This window comes from Parajatrophihabitans canadensis (assembly GCF_053764775.1).
The window spans coordinates 3,803,564-3,821,429 of record NZ_CM132445.1 but is presented as its reverse complement, the minus strand read 5'-3'; the positions used below and the strand labels follow the sequence as shown (position 1 = coordinate 3,821,429).

The 17,866-nt window shown below is 64.3% G+C and carries 16 protein-coding genes and 1 other RNA gene; 12 read left to right on the top strand and 5 right to left on the bottom strand.

The window, feature by feature from the left end:
* Window positions 1-81 precede the first annotated feature (81 nt).
* The 6 genes from ACSMXN_RS18340 to smpB all read left to right on the top strand — a co-directional run bounded on the left by ACSMXN_RS18340 (window position 82) and on the right by smpB (window position 6,343).
* A complete protein-coding gene (locus ACSMXN_RS18340; protein WP_022913262.1) occupies window positions 82-1,743 on the top strand; it encodes a hypothetical protein in 1,662 nt (553 codons plus the stop codon).
* The gene (locus ACSMXN_RS18335; RefSeq protein ID WP_022913261.1) at window positions 1,740-2,789 is read left to right on the top strand and encodes a cellulose-binding protein; all 1,050 of its coding nucleotides are present in this window, start codon (window positions 1,740-1,742) and stop codon (window positions 2,787-2,789) included. The genes ACSMXN_RS18340 and ACSMXN_RS18335 overlap by 4 nt, the downstream gene beginning before the upstream one ends.
* 80 nt (window positions 2,790-2,869) lie before the next feature.
* On the top strand, window positions 2,870-3,985 hold the full coding sequence (gene prfB, locus ACSMXN_RS18330) for a peptide chain release factor 2 (protein ID WP_022913260.1): 1,116 nt from the start codon (window positions 2,870-2,872) through the stop codon (window positions 3,983-3,985).
* A gap of 118 nt (window positions 3,986-4,103) precedes the next feature.
* Window positions 4,104-4,793 (top strand): cell division ATP-binding protein FtsE, encoded by a 690-nt coding sequence (gene ftsE, locus ACSMXN_RS18325; RefSeq protein ID WP_022913259.1) that lies wholly within the window; start codon window positions 4,104-4,106, stop codon window positions 4,791-4,793.
* Window positions 4,794-4,902: 109 nt separating this feature from the next.
* Window positions 4,903-5,802 carry a permease-like cell division protein FtsX gene (gene ftsX, locus ACSMXN_RS18320; protein ID WP_022913258.1) on the top strand — a complete coding sequence of 300 codons (900 nt, stop codon included), beginning with the start codon at window positions 4,903-4,905 and terminating at the stop codon, window positions 5,800-5,802.
* Window positions 5,803-5,812: 10 nt separating this feature from the next.
* Window positions 5,813-6,343: an SsrA-binding protein SmpB gene (gene smpB / locus ACSMXN_RS18315; protein ID WP_022913257.1), complete on the top strand. Its 531-nt coding sequence runs from the start codon at window positions 5,813-5,815 to the stop codon at window positions 6,341-6,343.
* A 29-nt stretch (window positions 6,344-6,372) separates the two neighbouring features.
* On the opposite strand, the gene ACSMXN_RS18310 is transcribed toward smpB, so the two are convergent.
* The 4 genes from ACSMXN_RS18310 to ACSMXN_RS18295 form a co-directional block, all read right to left on the bottom strand.
* Window positions 6,373-7,893: a CYTH and CHAD domain-containing protein gene (locus ACSMXN_RS18310; RefSeq protein WP_022913256.1), complete on the bottom strand. Its 1,521-nt coding sequence runs from the start codon at window positions 7,891-7,893 to the stop codon at window positions 6,373-6,375.
* Window positions 7,894-7,955: 62 nt separating this feature from the next.
* Complete coding sequence (locus tag ACSMXN_RS18305; protein ID WP_022913255.1) at window positions 7,956-10,274, bottom strand: heavy metal translocating P-type ATPase; 2,319 nt, start codon at window positions 10,272-10,274, stop codon at window positions 7,956-7,958.
* A gap of 2 nt (window positions 10,275-10,276) precedes the next feature.
* Window positions 10,277-10,519, bottom strand: coding sequence for a heavy-metal-associated domain-containing protein (locus ACSMXN_RS18300; RefSeq protein ID WP_022913254.1), 243 nt, complete (start codon window positions 10,517-10,519; stop codon window positions 10,277-10,279).
* 113 nt (window positions 10,520-10,632) lie between these two features.
* The gene (locus ACSMXN_RS18295) at window positions 10,633-10,926 is read right to left on the bottom strand and encodes a metal-sensitive transcriptional regulator (RefSeq protein WP_022913253.1); all 294 of its coding nucleotides are present in this window, start codon (window positions 10,924-10,926) and stop codon (window positions 10,633-10,635) included.
* A 216-nt stretch (window positions 10,927-11,142) separates the two neighbouring features.
* Between ACSMXN_RS18295 and ssrA the strand changes: the two genes are divergently transcribed.
* The 6 genes from ssrA (at window position 11,143) to ACSMXN_RS18265 (ending at window position 17,003) form a co-directional block, all read left to right on the top strand.
* Window positions 11,143-11,519: a transfer-messenger RNA gene (ssrA, locus tag ACSMXN_RS18290) on the top strand.
* Between the two features lie 119 nt (window positions 11,520-11,638).
* Window positions 11,639-12,496 carry a hypothetical protein gene (locus ACSMXN_RS18285; RefSeq protein WP_022913251.1) on the top strand — a complete coding sequence of 286 codons (858 nt, stop codon included), beginning with the start codon at window positions 11,639-11,641 and terminating at the stop codon, window positions 12,494-12,496.
* A gap of 239 nt (window positions 12,497-12,735) precedes the next feature.
* Window positions 12,736-14,421, top strand: coding sequence for a thiamine pyrophosphate-binding protein (locus ACSMXN_RS18280; RefSeq protein ID WP_051148873.1), 1,686 nt, complete (start codon window positions 12,736-12,738; stop codon window positions 14,419-14,421).
* 28 nt (window positions 14,422-14,449) lie between these two features.
* Window positions 14,450-15,367: an NAD(P)-dependent oxidoreductase gene (locus ACSMXN_RS18275; RefSeq protein ID WP_022913249.1), complete on the top strand. Its 918-nt coding sequence runs from the start codon at window positions 14,450-14,452 to the stop codon at window positions 15,365-15,367.
* Entirely contained in the window at window positions 15,364-16,074 is a 711-nt protein-coding gene (locus ACSMXN_RS18270; RefSeq protein WP_022913248.1) for an aldolase/citrate lyase family protein, read from the top strand. Before ACSMXN_RS18275 ends, ACSMXN_RS18270 begins: the two co-directional genes overlap by 4 nt.
* On the top strand, window positions 16,071-17,003 hold the full coding sequence (locus tag ACSMXN_RS18265; protein WP_022913247.1) for an SMP-30/gluconolactonase/LRE family protein: 933 nt from the start codon (window positions 16,071-16,073) through the stop codon (window positions 17,001-17,003). The genes ACSMXN_RS18270 and ACSMXN_RS18265 overlap by 4 nt, the downstream gene beginning before the upstream one ends.
* Before the next feature lie 10 nt (window positions 17,004-17,013).
* Here ACSMXN_RS18265 and ACSMXN_RS18260 read toward each other — a convergent pair whose 3' ends face one another.
* On the bottom strand, window positions 17,014-17,859 hold the full coding sequence (locus tag ACSMXN_RS18260; protein ID WP_022913246.1) for an IclR family transcriptional regulator: 846 nt from the start codon (window positions 17,857-17,859) through the stop codon (window positions 17,014-17,016).
* Between the last annotated feature and the right edge of the window lie 7 nt (window positions 17,860-17,866).

Below are 17,866 nucleotides of genomic sequence, written 5' to 3'. Positions count from 1 at the left end.
GAGCCGCCTCGATCAGCCTTCGGAAGCGCCCTCTTGACCAGCCGTCTGGCGTCGACCGGGGCACGTCTGAAAGCATGAGGTATGCACCCGGACGCGGCTGCGCAGAAAAACGACGGCGGGGCGGTCTCTGCTGCGCCCAAGACAGCCGACGATGGCCAGGCGCTGGCTCAGTCCCAACAGATTGTCAGCCAAGCCCGGGTCGACGCCGAGACCATCCGGGGCGAGCTTCCGAAACTGCGTGACGAGGCCGCGGAAGCCCTGGCAGCAGCACGCAAGAAGCTTGCCGCCGCCACCGAGCAACTGAGCGAAGCCCACGATGAGGCGCAATCGCTGATCGGCGACGCGACCCACCAGGCGATTCTCATCGCCGGATCTGCCGAACGCGCGGCCGAGCAGGTACGAGCCGAGGCCGAAGCCGAGGCGCGAGAGGTAACCGACGCTGCCCGCGCCGCATCGCGGGCGCTGCGCGAGCAGGCCGATGAAGTCATGGCGGCAGCGCAGCGAGCGGCCCAGGAGGTCCGCACCCAGTACGACGCCGAGCTCGTCGAAGCCAAACGCCGCGAAGGCGCCGAGCAGCAACGACGACGAGCTTCTTTGGAAACCGAACTGGAGCAGCTCGAAGCAGCGGCCAAGCTCCGGGCCACCGCAATCCAGGCGCAGGCGGAGGAGTCAGCCAAAGCGTTGATTGCTCAGCGTCAGCAACTACTCGATGCGGCCGAGGTAACGGCCCGTCAGCACATCGGTCAAGGTGAACGGGCCGCCGCCGAACTCGTCGAACAGGCGCGTATTCAGGCCGACCAGGAGCTTGCCGCTGCCGCCGAGCAAACCGCCTGGACCCAGGACGCACTCGACAAACTCCGGCAGGCCTCTGCCGTCGAGGCCCAACGCACCGCCGCAACCGCCCATGCCCAGGCCGCGGCAATCATCAGGGCAAGCCGGGCCCGGTCCGGCGCGATTCTGGAGCGGGCCACCCAACGGCTTCGCGATCGGCTGCTGGAAGCCGAGCAGGAAGCTGCGGCGTTGCGGGCCGAGGCTGCGGCTCAACTGGACCGCTCGAAATCCGACGCGATCCAGATTCGGGAGCAGGCCAACGAACGGGCTCAGACGGTTACCGATGAGGCCGAGGAATCCGCCAAACGGCTGTTCGACCGAGCGGATCGGCGCCTTGCCGAGGCCGAGTCGGGCGCCAGGGCGGTCCGCGAGCAGGTCGCCGAAGAACTGACCCGTACCCAACGCGAGGCGGCGGAGCTGCGCCGCAGCGCCCGCGAGGAGGCGACCACCCTCGTAACGCAGGCGCGAGCCGAGGCGGACGGACTGCGCGCGGCGGCTCGGACCGCGCTCGCCGAAGCACGGGCTGAGATCGACGACCTGACCAGGCGTCGTAAGGCGATCACCAGCGAGCTGGGCAACCTGTCCGGCGTCATCGAAGCGCTCGCCGTCGACGAAGCGAACAACCGCACCCCGACTGCTGGCCCATCGGGGGTAGCCTCGCCACCTGCAGTGCCGACAGACGCTGCAGAGTCGAAACAAGGGCGTGACGCGCACCCACCAGTGCTCGGTGACCGCAGGCTGCCCGATGCCGCACCGTCCGAACCGTCCGCACCGTCCGCACCAGAAATAGCTGAGGCCGCACCGTCCGAACCGTCCGCACCGTCCGCACCGGAAATAGCTGAGGCCACACCGTCCGAACCGGAACCTGACCGACATCCCTTCCTACTCGACGAGATGATGAGATCCGAATGAGCGAAAACTCTCCTTCCTTCCGCACCGTCATGCGCGGCTATGACCAGACCGAGGTCGACCGGAAGGTGGCCGAGCTGGCCGCAGCCACGCAGTCCGCGCAGCAGCAAGCCGCGACCCTCGCGCGCAGGGTCGACGAGCTGACGGCCACGGCAGAGGCCGCGACCCGCAAGCAAGCGGAGGCGCAACGCGCGGCCTCCCAGGCTGCCGCCCCCGCGGCGCCCACCTTCTCCAATCTCGGCGAGCGCATCGGCAAGATCCTCTCTCTCGCGGACGAAGAGGCAACGGAAATCCGGCAGAAGGCCGAAGTCGACGCCAAGCGAAGGTTCGACGAGCTGAGCACCTCGACAGTCCGGGTCCGCTCAGAGGCCGACACGTACGCCACCGACACTCGCACCGCCGCCGAGCGGGAGGCCGCCAGAATCGTCGAAGAGGCCAAGCGGACCGCCGATCAGCTGCTGGACGAGGCCGACCGCCAGGCGACGACTCGGCGAGAGGAAGCCGAAGCGGTTTATGAGAAGCAGCGCGCTACCGCAGCTCAGGCTGCCGCCGACTTCGAGCAGACGCTGGCCAGCCGGCGCCAGAAGGCCGAGGCGGACTTCCGTGAACGCACCGCGCTGAGCGAGCAGCAGCTGAAGACGGCTCAGCAGCACGTAGCCAACCTCAAGACCGAGGGCGACCGTACCGCGGCCGAGGCAAGTCGCAAGTCGGCCACCCTGCTCGCCGAGGCGCAGCAAAAGGCCGAGCAGATCGTCGCCGAGGCAACGGCGCACGCCGATCGGGTACGCGCCGAATCTGACCGCCAGCTTGCTGCGGCGTCACAGCGGCGCGACAGCATCAACGCGCAGCTGACCAACGTCCGCCAGATGCTCGGCACGCTGTCCGGCACAGTTCCGGCAGCGGTGCTGCCTGATCCGGTCGAGGAATCGTCGGAGTCCAAAGCCAAGCCCGTGGCCAAGGCAGCCGAGCCCCAAAAGGCAGCCGAGCCCCAAAAGGCAGCCGAAGCGAATAACGCGGACGAGGCAGGCCGGGTTTCGGGCAAGCAGTAGGCAGCTCGTCAACCTCACCTCGCGCCGCGCGAGCGGCTGACACGGTTGACCGACTTCGGTTGCCAGTACCCTGAACGGTTGTGACTGACGTACCCGCAGAATTGAAGGAACTCTCAGCGACCTTGGCCAGCATCGAGAGTGTCCTCGACCTGCCGAAATTACGAGGCCAGCTCGAGGCTCTGGAGGCCCAGGCGGCCGACCCCGAGCTGTGGAACGATCAGGAACACGCTCAGAAGGTGAACTCCGCGCTGAGCCACGTCCAGGGTCAAATCCGGCGCGTCGAGGAGCTTCGCGGCCGCCTTGACGACGCAAGCCTGCTGTGGGAAATGGCCAGCGACGAAGACTCCGCTGAGGATTCGACCGAAACGAGGACAGAGGTCGAGGCCGAGCTGCCCAAGCTCAAGAAGCTGGTCGACGAACTCGAGGTACAAACGCTGCTCAATGGCGAATACGACTCACGCCAGGCCCTGGTGACGATCCGGTCTGAAGCTGGAGGCGTCGACGCTGCGGACTTCGCCGAGATGTTGCTGCGCATGTACACGCGCTGGGCAGAGCGGCACAACTACCCGGTCGACGTCCTTGACACGTCCTACGCCGAAGAGGCCGGCATCAAGTCGGCGACCTTTCAGGTCAAGGCTCCCTTTGCGTACGGCACCCTGTCGGTGGAGCAAGGCACCCACCGGCTGGTAAGGATCAGCCCCTTCGACAACCAGGGCCGTCGCCAGACGAGCTTCGCCGGTGTTGAAGTGCTTCCGGTCGTCGAGCAATCTGATCACGTCGATATCAACGACGATGACCTGCGGGTCGATGTCTATCGATCCTCTGGTCCCGGTGGCCAAGGCGTCAACACGACCGACTCCGCGGTGCGCATCACTCACTTGCCGACCGGCATCGTCGTCAGTTGCCAGAACGAACGCAGCCAGATCCAGAACCGCGCGTCGGCGATGGCCGTGTTGCAGGCCAAGCTGCTCGAACGGCGCCGCGAGGAGGAACAAGCCAAGATGAACGCCCTGAAGGATGGCGGCACGTCCTGGGGCAACCAGATGCGGTCCTACGTGCTGCATCCGTATCAGATGGTGAAGGACCTACGAACCGAGTATGAAGTCGGCAATCCTACTGCGGTGCTCGACGGCGATATAGACGACTTCATCGAGGCCGGAATCCGCTGGCGGCGATCGGCCGAGAGCAGCAGCTAAGCCTGAGGACGCCTGCCACCTAGGCCGATCTCCCGATTGCACGCTGGCTCCGACGCCCCGGCGCGGCGAAACGCGGGCATATCGGGCATCGGAATACTGGCAGGTAGGATCGATTTCCGTGATTGCGCTGCAGAACGTGACCAAGATCTACCCGGCCAGCACCCGTCCCGCACTGGACGGCGTGACCCTTGACATCGACAAGGGCGAGTTCGTCTTCCTGATCGGCGCTTCGGGGTCTGGCAAATCCAGCGTGCTGCGGCTGCTGCTGCGCGAAGACACGCCCACCAAAGGCAATGTCATCGTCAACGGCAAGGACATTGCCAAGCTTCCCGGACGTAAGGTTCCCGAGCTACGCCGGGGGATTGGTTGCGTGTTTCAGGATTTTCGGCTGCTTCCCAAGAAGACTGTGTTCGAAAACGTCGCGTTCGCGCTCGAAGTGATCAACAAATCGCAGCGGGCGATCAAGCGTTCAGTTCCCGAAGTCTTGGAGATGGTTGGGCTCGACGGTAAGGCCCACCGCTACCCCAACGAACTGTCCGGTGGTGAGCAACAGCGGGTGGCGATCGCTCGCGCCTTCGTGAATCGCCCGCTGGTATTGCTCGCCGACGAACCCACCGGAAACCTCGACCCCGACACCAGTCAGGGCATCATGGGTTTGCTGGAGCGGATCAATCGCAAGGGCACCACCGTTGTAATGGCCACCCACGACAACAACATCGTCGACGCTATGCGCCGCAGGGTGGTCGAACTCGACCTCGGCCACATCATCCGTGATCAGAACCGCGGCGTGTACGGCATCGGCCGCTGACCAGAGCAACTGCAATGACGCGAACCGTACCGCGCTGAGAATCAGCGCGGGTTCGTGCCGGACCGAAATATCGAAGCGAAGTTAGGACATCATGCGCGCAAGTTTCCTCATGTCAGGCGTAGCAACCGGATTGCGGCGCAACGTCAGCATGACGGTTGCCCTGGTGCTGTCTACCGGAATCTCGCTGGCATTCCTCGGTGGCGCGTTCTTGTTGAGCAAAGAGATCAGCAAATTCGAAGATCTCTACAAAGACAAGATCAACGTTTCGGTGTACCTGTGTACCGACATTTCCAAAGACAGCGCGGGTTCGCCCTGTAAGAGCAAGGTCACTGACGTCCAGCGCGCGGCCGTGCAGGCCAAGCTGAGCAGCGATCCGGCCGTCAAGAGCTTCGAATACATCACCGAGGCGGCGGCGACCCAGCGCGCGAAAGAACTCCTCGGGGCAGCAACGGTGGACGAAGCCGGCCCCGGGTCTTTTCCTGCATCGTTTCTGCTGAAACTCAACGACCTCAAGAAGGACTACCCCCTCATCGAGCAGAAGTACGCCACCCAACCAGGGGTGGATGTTGTTCAAAATCAGGACCAGAGCCTGAAGATCGTGCTTAATCTGTTCGATTCAGCGAGGTGGGCCGCGCGGATCTTGGCCTTGATTGTCGGTGTTTGCGCAATTATTCAGATGACGAACACGATCCAGGTCGCTGCCGCGCAGCGCCGTAACGAGACTGGCATCATGCGCCTGGTCGGTGCCTCACGGCTGATGACCCAGCTACCGTTCATCATCGAGGCGGTGATCGCGGCCCTTGCCGGTGGTGTCATCGCCCTGATACTCGACTGGTTCGGCAAGGTGTACATCCTCGATCACGTGTTTCACGATCAGGTTCAGGCGAACGTGCTGCCAGGTTTGAACGGCAACGACATCATCGTCGCCGGCGGCGTCGGCATCATCGCCGGTGTAGTGCTGGCGGCCCTGACCGCTTGGGCAACGCTGCGGCTTGCCGTCCGACTGTAGTTTGGCAGTTATGGCAACCGCAACGCGTTCATCGGGCTCGTCCAAGACCAAGTCTGGCGGCGTGCACAAGGGCGATGGCTACAAGCTGATCGCCCAGAACAAGAAGGCTCGTCACGACTACACGATCGTGGACGAGTTCGAATGCGGCGTCGTGCTGATGGGTACCGAGGTCAAGGCACTACGCCAAGGCAGGGCCTCTCTGGTCGACGGTTTCGCCACTATCGATGACGGCGAGGTGTACCTGCATGGCGTCCATATCCCGGAATACGAGATGGGTTCGTGGACGAACCACACGCCACGGCGAGTACGCAAACTTCTCCTACACAAAGGTGAAATCCTGCGCCTGATCGGTAAGACAAAGGAATCAGGGCTCACGCTCGTCCCGCTGTCGATGTATTTCACGGGGGGCAAGGTGAAGGTCGAACTGGCGTTGGCTCGCGGCAAGAAGTCCTACGACAAGCGTCAGGACATGGCCAAGCGAGACGCCGATCGAGATATCTCCATCGCGCTCGGTCGACGGGCCAAGGGTCGCACCGACTGATCCCGCAGCTTCTTCTACCCTGACGCGCGTCAGTCCTTCGTGATCGCGCGGGCCGCTTGTGCCGATTCGGCCGCGGCGCGCCGCTGGTCGGCGACCAGGATTCCGTAGGTAAAAGCGTTCGCGCCGTGGTCGGCAACCTCGTCGGCTATCCGGCGCAACAACTCCGTCGCGACAACCGCATCTTGATGCTCGCCAAGCATGGTCTGCAAGGTCGATGCCGCTTTGGCGAGGCGATTCGCGCTCTTGCCAAGGACGGGCGCAGCGGCCTCTGCGGCGTAGCGGGCGCGTTTCCCAGCTTTGCGAGCCGAATGAAGTTCGGTATCGGTGGCCTGTTTTGCGCTGGCACGTTTGAGGCGTTTAGCTAATGTGCGCTCGGCGGAACCTACAAGATCGCCGAGTATCGCAGCGGGCTGATTCGCGACCACGGTGAACGGCGGATCCGTGCGCCACTGCCCGAGTTCGTCAAGGAGATCGTGGTAGCGGGGGCTGCGCATCATCGCCAACACCAGGTCGGCGTGCATGTGCAGCTCGGCCAGGAGCACCTCGTCGATTTGCTCGGCCACCGGGCCGACGACCAGAAAGGCCGGCAAGTCCTCAACGGCGCGGGCGAGCCGGACGCGCAGCACTTCGCGGTCCCTGACCGCCCCGAGTTCGTTTGCGAACCACCTCAGTTCGCCTTCAAGCCTGCTTGCTCGTTGCGAGTCGAACAGGACCGCAAAGATCCGCAGCGCGGCTCGTAGCCGTCGGGTGGCCACTCGGGTCTGGTGCACGGCTTCGTGAGGTTCGTTGACCGCTTCGGGGTCGAACGGCATCAGCGAGATGGCAAAATGACCTGCCGTGATCGCGTCGAACTGTGCGTTCAGATAGTCCAGAACGACGCTTCCCGCGCTTGCATCGGGCAGCTTCAGCTCAGGCTGGCCGTACAGGGCGCGTGCCAACTTCGACGGCGACCGCGATCCGAATGCTCCAGCATTGATCAGCACATCCGTTGCTCGCGTGAGATCCGCGGGAGTGCCTTCGGGCCCGAGCTCGACTTCGATCTCCCGCCAGCGCCGCATTGTGATCGGGACCGATAGCCCGTTCGCTCGAACCTGGTCATCAGCGATCTCGAGCTGCAGTTCACCCGCGGCATTGTTCAACCGGTAACGAGTGCGCTGAACCTTGAGTTCGACGATCGGGCTGACGTCGTTGCCGTGCGTGAAGGGCGCGATCAGCCGCTTGAGTTCTGCGGGTAGCTCACTCGATGCCTTCGCGGATGTGGAGTAGCGGCCGTCGTTCGTCCGAGGTGAAAGTGGCCAACGCAGTTCGGTGCGGAATCCCGGGCCAGGCGTCTTCAGATGCCATCCGTTGTCGATCGTTCCGGTCCTGCGGCGCAGCGTCAGCCGGGCGCGCAACAGATCGAGGTCGGCGGTGTCGTAGTAGCAGCTGACCATGTCGTCATCGGCTACCTCGAACCAGCCGCCGACTTCCGTCAGCACCGACAAATCGCCGACTTGAAAGTCCGGGGCGACGTCCAACTTGGACTCGATCTCGCGCTGAGTGTCCGCCACCCGTTATTTCTACCGTGTCGGGGCGCCGATTCGGGTGAATAGCTTGTGCGATTTTGCGCAGTTCACCGGGCCAGCGGCCGGAATCGACGCAGCCTCAGGCTGTTGCCGACCACGAACACCGAGCTGAACGCCATCGCCGCGCCTGCGATCATGGGGTTGAGCAGCCCGAAAGCGGCGAGCGGGATGGCAGCCACGTTGTAACCGAATGCCCAGAAAAGATTGGCTTGGATCACTCCCAAAGTTGCTCGCGAGAGCCGGACCGCATCTGCCGCCACCAGCAAATCGTCGCGCATCAGCGTTAGATCAGCCGCCTGGACCGCGACGTCGCTGCCGCTACTGATCGCGAGCCCGAGGTCCGCGGCGGCGAGCGCCGCCGCGTCGTTCACGCCGTCGCCGACCATGGCCGGCGTACGCCCCGAGGCCGTCAGCTCGGTCACGATCATTGCCTTTTCAGAAGGTAGGACCTCGGCGATGACATCTGTGGGGTCGATACCCACTTCGGCGGCCACCGCGTGAGCGGCAGCGACATTGTCGCCGGTGAGCAATATCGGCCGCATGCCGAGCGCCCGAAATTCGGCGACCGCCCGGGCTGACGTCGCGCGGACAGCATCGCCCACGACGATGATGCCGGCCGTGCTTCCGTCCCAACCCACCCAGACGGGCGTCAGACCGTGGCGCTCGGCAGAATCGGCGTTGGCGATCAACTCGGCCAGGCCGTCACGCGTTTCGTTGGATGCGACGTCGGTTAGGCCGGGGATCGCCCACTCGTCTGCGAGCCAACGGCGACGGCCGACCACGACAGCGCGCCCGTCAACCATGCCGGCCACGCCGAGCCCACCGCTGTCTGCGAAGCCCGAGACCTGTGGCGGGTGGCCTCCCACCGTCTTCGGCTGCGCCAAGGCATAAGCGGTGATCGCTCGCGCGATCGGGTGGGCCGAAGCGTCCTCGAGCGCGCCGGCGATGCCGATGAGGTCCTCGCGGGCGACACCGGCAACGGGAAGCACTTGGTGCACCTGCATCTTGCCAGTTGTGACAGTCCCAGTCTTGTCAAGCACGATCGTATCGATGCGTCGTGTCGATTCGAGGACCTGTGGCCCGCGGATCACGATGCCCAGTTGTGCACCCCGGCCCGTGCCGACGAGTAAGGCTGTGGGTGTCGCCAGGCCCAGGGCACACGGGCAGGCGATGATCAACACAGCGACAGCAGCGGTCATTGCGCTGTCCGCAGGCTGGCCGGCGAGGAGCCACCCCATGAAGGTGAGCAAGGCCAGCGCGATCACCACGGGAACGAAGATCGCGGACACCCGATCGGCGAGGCGCTGGACTTCGGCCTTACCTGATTGGGCCTTCTCGACCAGCCTGCCGATCTGGGCCAGTTGGGTGTCAGCACCAACACGATTGGCGCGAACGGTGACCCGGCCAGAGAGATTGATGGTGGCACCGGTGACAGCGGTCCCGACGTCGGCCTCGACCGGTACTGATTCGCCTGTGAGCAGCGAGGTATCGATCGTCGTATGGCCGGATTCGATCGCACCGTCGGTGGCTATCTTTTCACCTGGGCGTACAACGAAGAGGTCGCCAACCTGCAAGTCTGCTATGGGGATTCGATGCTCGGCCTGCGGTGTTCCACGTAGCACGGCCACGTCCTTGGCGCCGAGGTCGAGCAATGCGCGGAGGGCCGCACCGGAAGAAAACCGGGCGCGTGCCTCGAAATAGCGACCGAGAAGGATGAATACGGTCAGGACGACGGCTATTTCGAAGTAGCTGTCACCCTTGCCGGTAACGGTCGCAGAGACAGACCAGAGGAAGGACGTGGTAATCCCAAGGGAGACCAACGTGTCCATCGTGGTCGCTCGATGGCGAGCATTGATCAAGGTGGCTCGATGCAGAGGCCAGGCACCCCAGGTGACGATCGGCGTGGCGAGGGCCAGGCACACCCATTGCCAACCCGCGAAGTGCAGGGCGGCGGACATCGCGAGTACGACAACCGGCAGCGCGATGACGGCTGAGATGACCACCCGCGCGCGGAGTTCGTCCTGTTCGCTCTGCTGGGCTTGCAGTTCCCATTCCGGCTTCGCCGTTGACCTGTCGTCGATCACCGTTGCGGTGTACCCCGCGCCCTTTACTGCGCTGATCAGGCTGTCGATGTCGATGTCGCTGCCTGTGTTGCTGTCGCTGTCGTGCTGCTCGTCAAGGCGGACGGTCGCCTTCTCCGTCGCGTAGTTGACTGTTGCCTGCACGCCGTCGATCTTGTTCAGCCTTTTTTCGACGCGGGCCGCGCACGATGCGCAGGTCATGCCGCCGATCGCCAACTCGATTGGCCTCGACCGAGAGCTCAGCTGCTCCGGCTGTACAGGTCGCTGAGTGGCGTCCAAGGTCATGGCTACGCTCCCACCTCGGTTAGTACATATCCGCCAGCGGCGTCCAACGCTCCGGAGATCGTCGCGGGGCTGAGCTCGCCCGCGCTGCCGATCGTGACGGTCGAGATACCGTCGGGCACCAGGTTGATGTCTACGGTCGCAACGGACGGAAGGCCAACCAGCTCCTCCGTTACGGCGGAAACGCAATGCTGGCAGGTCATGCCGCTTACTCGGTAGATGTGGGTCGCGTTGTTGGTGTCATTCATCGGGCGTTGCTTCCTGTCAATCTCTGGGCTGGTCGCGTCGCGTCAGTGGCGATCCGGTCGGTATACGGCTGAGTCGCCATGGCGACCTGTACGTATATCGGTCTAGGTGAGCGTCAGGATTTCACGAGGCGCGCGATCGCGGCCGAGGCCTCTTTGACCTTCGCGTCGGCTTCGTCCCCGCCGGCCTGGATCGCGTGCGTGACGCAGTGGCTGAGATGTTCCTCAAGCATGGCCAACGCGGTCGATTCCAGTGCACGTGTCGCCGCCGATACCTGGGTCAGGACATCGATGCAGTACGTGTCGTTCTCGACCATCCTCTGCAACCCACGAACTTGGCCTTCGATACGGCGCAACCGCTTGAGATGGGCGTCTTTGTGCTCGGCGTAGCCAGGAGATGCATGATCCATCGCGAAATCCGTTTCTGTCCTCAACCGATACCGTCGGGGGGTATGCGTCGCACTATACCCGTGGGGGGTATCGTCTGCAATCATCCCGCCTCGTCTGCGACAGCTGGCTTGCGTACCCATGGCAGAATAGGAGGGCGCCGCAACCGCGGGGTGGTGGCTCAACGAACAACGAACAACGAGCACCAAGGCACGAAAGCACGAAAGCACGACCAACCAGGGGGTGAACGGTTTCGACTTTGTACGTCGAGATGTGGAGAAGCGGGCCGAGGACCGCATTGCTGACCTCGTTAAAAAAGCGATGCAAAACAAAATAAGCGCCGATTCCAATCGCGCTGACTTCGCTCTCGCTGCCTAATCAGCGATAGCAAGTCTGTCAGTCCGGGTTCGTCACCGGCCCGGGTACTGGCATCAGCTAGGTGACTTACCGCTCGCCTCGGTCGCGGGGGAGAGCGGGACAACCCACAGCGACTGGGCCTGTCACACCGACTTGTGTGCATGATCGGTGAGGCCGAGTAGAGACGAAGCACACTGCGCCCGGAGAATGCCCATCAACACGACGAAGGACCCGGGTTCGATTCCCGGCACCTCCACCACGGGTGTTCGTATGAAAGAGCGGATACTTGTTCGTGGAATAACGGCGGCCTCAGACCTTGGGGCCGCCGTTTCGCTTTGGTGATCGCGAGGTGTGCGCCGGGCACGTACCCTTCGCGGCATGAGTGCGGCGCGGCTGCGGACGGTGACGATCAGCGACTCGGTGACCGAGCTACTGGCCGGAGTGTCGGCATCGGTGTTGATAACCGGCTCGCATGCCGGGCGATTCAGTGGCGTCGCGGCCCTGCGGGCCGGGGTCGAAGGGCTGATTGCCCATGACGCTGCGATCGGGTTGGCCGCGGCGGGACTGGACTCCCTCGCGCTGCTCGAGCGGCACCGGATCCCAGCGGCGACCATCGACCATCGCAGCGCTCGCATCGGCGATGGGCTGGACTGTGCCGAGCACGGCGTTATCTCCTATGTGAACGCGACTGCGGCGGGCATCGGCGTGCAGGCAGGCATGGCGGTGACGGTCGCGGCCGATCTGATGGCGCGAGCCAGCGTGGCGCTGCCACGGGTCGAGCAGCAGGTGTCCGGTCGCGAAGCCAGTGAGCAGCGGACAACAGGCAGCGAGCCGATCGGGCGGCCGGTCGAGGTTGCCCTCAGCGGGTCCCGCCGCGCGGTGTGGTTGCTTGACTCGGCTTCGATGGCGCGACCCGAGCTACACGCTGGCGCCGTCGTCGTGACCGGCTCGCACGGGTCCCTGCTCGGTGGTCGTCCAGAGACGGCGCTGAAGGCGGCTGTCTTTGCGGCTGTGTTCAACGATGCTGGCTGTGAACCCAGTCGCCTTCCGGTACTGGATGCGCGCGGAATCGCTGCTGTCACCGCCGCGGCCAGTACGGCCCGGATCGGTGACGCCAGCTCGAGCCTATTCGATGGCCGGATCAGCGTGTTCAACGAAGCCGCCGCCCGTCTGGGTGCCACGGTCGGAGCGCCTGTGCGCGCGTTCGTCGAGAACGCGGCGCGCACCATTGCCTGAACCGGCGTTCTCTTGACATCTTCTGGGTTTCTTGACTGCGGTGATGCCGCATGCTTACATGCATCGAGTACCATTGAACGTAATTAAGGTTCCGATTATCGGAACTCAATCAAGTAGGCCGATCGGCCAAACGGTCGCGGTCGACGTGGAGGAAGGACGCCATCAGCGTGTCTTCGGTAGGTGGCTCACAGAGCTCCGGCGAGGTTCTGTCGATTACGGGCGGCGAGGCGATCGCCCGCATGATCGAAAAGTTCCATGGGGGCCCGATTTTTGGCATGGGCGGCTTTCAGCTACTGCCCTTCTACGACGCGGCACGGCGGCTGGGCCTGCAACATCACCTCATTGATGACGAGCGCACCGGGGCGTTCGCCGCGGATGCCTATGCAAAGGTCAGCGGGCGGGTCGGGCTGGTCGATGCAACGCTCGGCCCGGGCGCAACGAACCTGATCACCGGCCTGGTCGAGGCACTCAACGCCGGATCACCGATCGTTGCGATCGTCGGGGACGCCAACCGCGAACATGCCTGGAAGAACATGACGCAAGAGGCGCGGCAGGTCGAGATCCTGCGCCCAGCTTGCAAGGAACTGATCCGGATCGAGGCCGTGAGCAGGATCCCTGAACTGATCCGTCGAGCGTTCACGGTCGCCACGACCGGTCGGCCCGGCCCGGTCGTAGTCGACGTGCCGGAGGACATTGCCCATGAGGTATATGACTTTCCGGTCGCGGACTTCTACGGCATCGAGGCATTCGAGGCCGTGCCGGCCATTCGTTGCCGTCCGGACGCGACCGCGATCGCCCGGGCCGCGGGGTTGCTCGCCCAGGCCAGCCATCCGATCATTCTTGCCGGTGGCGGCGTGCACATTGCCGGTGCGGCTCAGGCGCTGACCGATTTCGCCGAGACCTATTCGATCCCGGTCGCGCACACCCTGACTGGCAAGGGCGCGATCGCTTGCACCAACCCGCTGAGCGTCGGACTGTTCGGACGCTACGACCGGATCGCCAACGACCTGATCGAGCAAGCGGACGTCATCCTCGTCATCGGCGGCAAGCTGGGCGAGGTGGCGACCAAGCGGTACGCGATCCCCGCGGCCGGCAAGACCGTGATCCACCTCGAGGTGATGGTCGACGAGATCGGACGGACCAGGCACGTCGAGGTCCCACTGTGGGGCGACGCGTTACTCGGCATCGCGGACCTGCATGCCGCGTTGGCTCCAGAAGCGTCGGCGATGCGCGAACGGTTCGCTGGCTACCGGGCCCAGATCGCCGAGAAGCTGGCGGCCTGGCGGGTCGAGGTCGACGACCGCATCAACTCGACCGAAGTGCCGATCAACATTGCCCGGCTGCTCACGGAGATCAATCGCGCCCTGCCCTCCGACGGCTACCTGGTGGCCGATGGCGGCTTCGCTGCGCACTGGGGTGGCTTGCTGTTCGACACCAGCGTTTCCGGTCGTCACTTCGTGCCGGACCGAGGTTTTGCTTCGATCGGCTATGGGGTTCCGGGCGCGATCGGGGTGGCGATGGCCGCTCCCGGTAAGGCCGTGGTCAGCCTCACCGGCGACGGCGGCTTCAACATGGTGATCGGTGCCCTCGAGACGGCGCGCCGGATCGGGCTTACCTTCACAGTGATCGTGGTCAACAATGCCGCGTCCGGCTACGTTAAGGCGCTGCAACATTTGATGTATGGCCCGGACAAATACCACGCCTCGGACCTGATGGAACTGAACTACGCCGAGATCGCTCGTTCCTTCGGTTGCCAGGGCATCCGGGTCGAGTCGCCGGACGACATCGCCGGTGCCTTGAAGCAGGCGCTCGCCAGCGAGGGACCGACCGTGCTCGATGTGGTGGTGACCCGAGACCCCGCCCACATGCTGCCGGGCGTGGACAGCCGGATCGTACGCATCGAGAGTGGGGACCGCATTGCCTGAGTGCACATCCGGCTCTAGGGTCCAAACGATGCAGCAACCTGATGGTGCCGACATCGCCGTGATCGGCCTCGGTGTGATGGGCCAGGCCGTCGCGACGCATCTGATCTCCGTCGGTCGCTCCGTACGCGGCTACGACCTGAGTGCCGATGCCTTGACGCGGTTCGCCGCCGCTGGCGGTCGCGTGGCCGCCTCGCCGGCTGAAGCAGCGCGCGGCGTTGGTTGTGCACTGCTCATCGTGCACAACGAGAGCCAAGTCGACATGGTGATCTTCGGCCCCGGTGGGCTAGCCGAAACGCTGGCAGGCGGCGCTGTCGTGTGGCTGGCCAGTACGGTTTCGCCGAGTTACGTTCGCGGGCTCGAGCCGCGACTGGCTCAGCTCGGCGTGTGGTTGGTGGACGGGCCGGTCAGCGGCGGACCTAGCCGAGCAGGCCGAGGAGAGTTGTCGATCTTCGTTGGCGGCGAGGACGAGGCGATCGCCGCTATCCGTCCGCTGATGAACGACTGCGCCGCACAGTTGTTCACCGCCGGCGCCATTGGTGCTGCGTCGACCATGAAGCTGATCAATCAGATCCTCACCGCGAGCCATATCGCGCTTACCGCCGAGGCCCTCGCCCTAGGCCAGCTAGCTGGAATCGAGCCCGACCTGCTCATCACGGCGATCACGCAGAGCGCCGGTACGTCGCGGCAGTTCGAGCTGCGGGCGCCTCGGATGGCCGCCAGCGATCATCGCATCGATGCCACGATCCGCACGTTCGAGAAAGACCTGACGATCGCCGTCGACGCAGCCAACGACTTGGGCGGGACAGTGCCGATGGCCGAGGCGGCCCGGACGGTCTTTCGTGCGGCTGACGCGTTCGGCTTCGGCGACGAGAGCGACACGATGCTTTTGACCGCATACGAGCGCAACCTCGATGAGACAGCCGATCCCGGACCGGTCGCCCGATGAACCCGGTCAAGCAGTCGCTGCGTGACGGCCGGGTCGTCACCTTGATCAATCCCGATCATCCATCTCCGAGCCTGGTGGCCACGCTGGGCAATCTCGGCGTGGACGCGATCATGATCGACTGCGAGCAGGGCAGCCCATCCTTGACCGACGTCGAGGAGATGACCCGAGCCGCTCGTTCGGTCGGCCTCCAGGCCGTCGTCCGGATTCCGTCAGCTCAACCGTGGGATATCGAACGGCACATGATGCGCGGTATCGATGGGGTGGTCGTGCCGCGCCTGGACTCAGCTCGGCGAGCCGCCGCGGCAGTAGCCGACATCCAGTACTGCGCGCCGAATGACTTTGACGACAAGGTCATCATCGTTCAGATCGAATCGGCGGCGGCGGTAGCTGAGCTGGACGATTTTCTCGCGATCGACGAGATCGATTCGCTGTTCATCGGCGCGGTGGACCTGGCTAAGAGCATGGGTTACCGAGGTGATTACTCCCAAGAACCGGTCATGGCCGTCATCGAACAGACGATCGACCGGATCACTGCGGCCGGACGGAGCGCGGGAATGTTGGTCAAGGAAGCCGATGTGGCGCGATGGCATCAGCGCGGCGTGACGCTGCTCTACGCGCACGTCAACGACTTCATCCGGATCGGCGCGCGTCATTGGCGAGTCACAGCCGGACTCCCAGCCGGACTTCCAGCCGGGTCGGGACGATGACGTCCGCGGCCGGAATCGTGCGCAGCAAGCTGCAGGTATTCACGTCGCTGCCGAACGAGTTTCGCCGTAAGGACACGCTCACTCCGTGGTCGATGCTGAATCGGATGGGTACGCCCGGTGACTCGTTCTTGGAAGGTCCGGTCTTCGATTCCGAGGGCAATCTGTACGTGTGCGACATCGAGTACGGGCGGGTATTTCGCATCGATGTCGCTGGTGGCTGGTCGCTGGTGGCTGAGTGGGACGGCGAGCCGAACGGTTTGACCTTTCTCAGCGAGACCGAACTGCTCACGACTGACTTTCGCCATGGCCTGATGGTTATCGACGTGATCTCCGGCGTCATCCAGCCGTATCTGGATCGCCGAAACACCGAGCGCTTCAAGGGCGTCAACGACCTGGTCTTTGATAGTAAGGGGAATCTGTATTTCACCGACCAGGGTGCGACCGGCTTGCACGACCCGAGCGGGCGGTTGTACCGGCTCAGCCCCGATGGCCGCTTGGATGCGCTGCTGAGCAACGTTCCCAGCCCGAACGGCCTGGTGCTGTCGACGGACGAGCGGATTCTCTACCTCGCGGTCACTCGGGCCAACGCAGTCTGGCGGGTGCCCCTGATGCCTGACGGCGGAGTGGCCAAGGTGGGGCAGTACCTGTCGGTCAACGGGCCGGCGGGCCCGGACGGTCTGGCGATGGATGTGCGGGATCGCTTGAGCGTTGCCATCCCGGGACGGGGAGAGGTCTGGATCCTTGATCACAACGCCGATCCGGCGTGGGTGCTAACCAGCCCGACCGGCCGCTCTACGACCAACATCGCCTATGGCGGCCCGGATCGGCACGAGCTTTACTGCACCGAATCGGCCACCGGCACGATCCTGCGGGCCACGTTGGACGTTGCGGGCTGCGAGGTCTCTCGCGGGCGCGGGCCCTCGCATTAAAGATCTGACGTCACAGGGAGGACAACAGCTCGGGTAGCTCAGTTGTCAGTGCGATCGACCCGGCGTTGAGTTGGTCTACCAGCTCGTTTCGGCGCGGTTCCCGGATGCGCTCAGAAATCGCGGCGACGCTGAGCGCTGCTTTGACCCGCTGCTTCGAGTCGCGCACCGGTACTCCGACCGCGCTCATGCCCTGGATCAGATAGCCATCCATCAATGCGTAGCCGTCGTCGCGAGCCCGATCGATCATGGTCTGCAGGAGCTCGTCGGAGATCGGAAAATTCGCTCGGTCGGCGCGGCGGTGTTTCACAATCCGCTGGGCCTCGGCATCTTCGAGGAAGGCGAGGATGGCCAGACTTCCGCTGCCGACGCCCAATGGTCGGCGGTCTCCCACGCTCAGCGTGAGCGTTTTGATGGGAAAGTTGCCTTCCGAACGTCCATAGCAGACCGACTCATCGCCCCGCCGCACCGAGAAATAGATCGTGTCGCCCGATTCATCAGCGAGTCGACGAAGAAACGGCTTTACCCGGTCCGCGATTGCGTACCGTTCCTCGGCCATGCCAACCCAGGCCAGAATGCGATCGCCGAGATAGAACAGGTTGGAGTCACCGTCCAGCGACGCCATGCCATGCGCCACCAGGCCGGCGAGGCACCGGTGGGCGGCCGTCTTGCTCAGGCCGGTCAGCTGGGTGACGTCGGTGAGCCGCAACCCGTCATTGCCGGCCCTGGCCAGTACATCGAGAATCATCGACGCGCGGGCGATGTTCTGGTGCGTGCCGTCCGGCGGCGACGCATCGAGGGCCGCAGCTGCCGGCTCGCGGTTACTTGCGGTTGCCCGAGGGTTTCGAGCTGTCGCCATGGGTTCT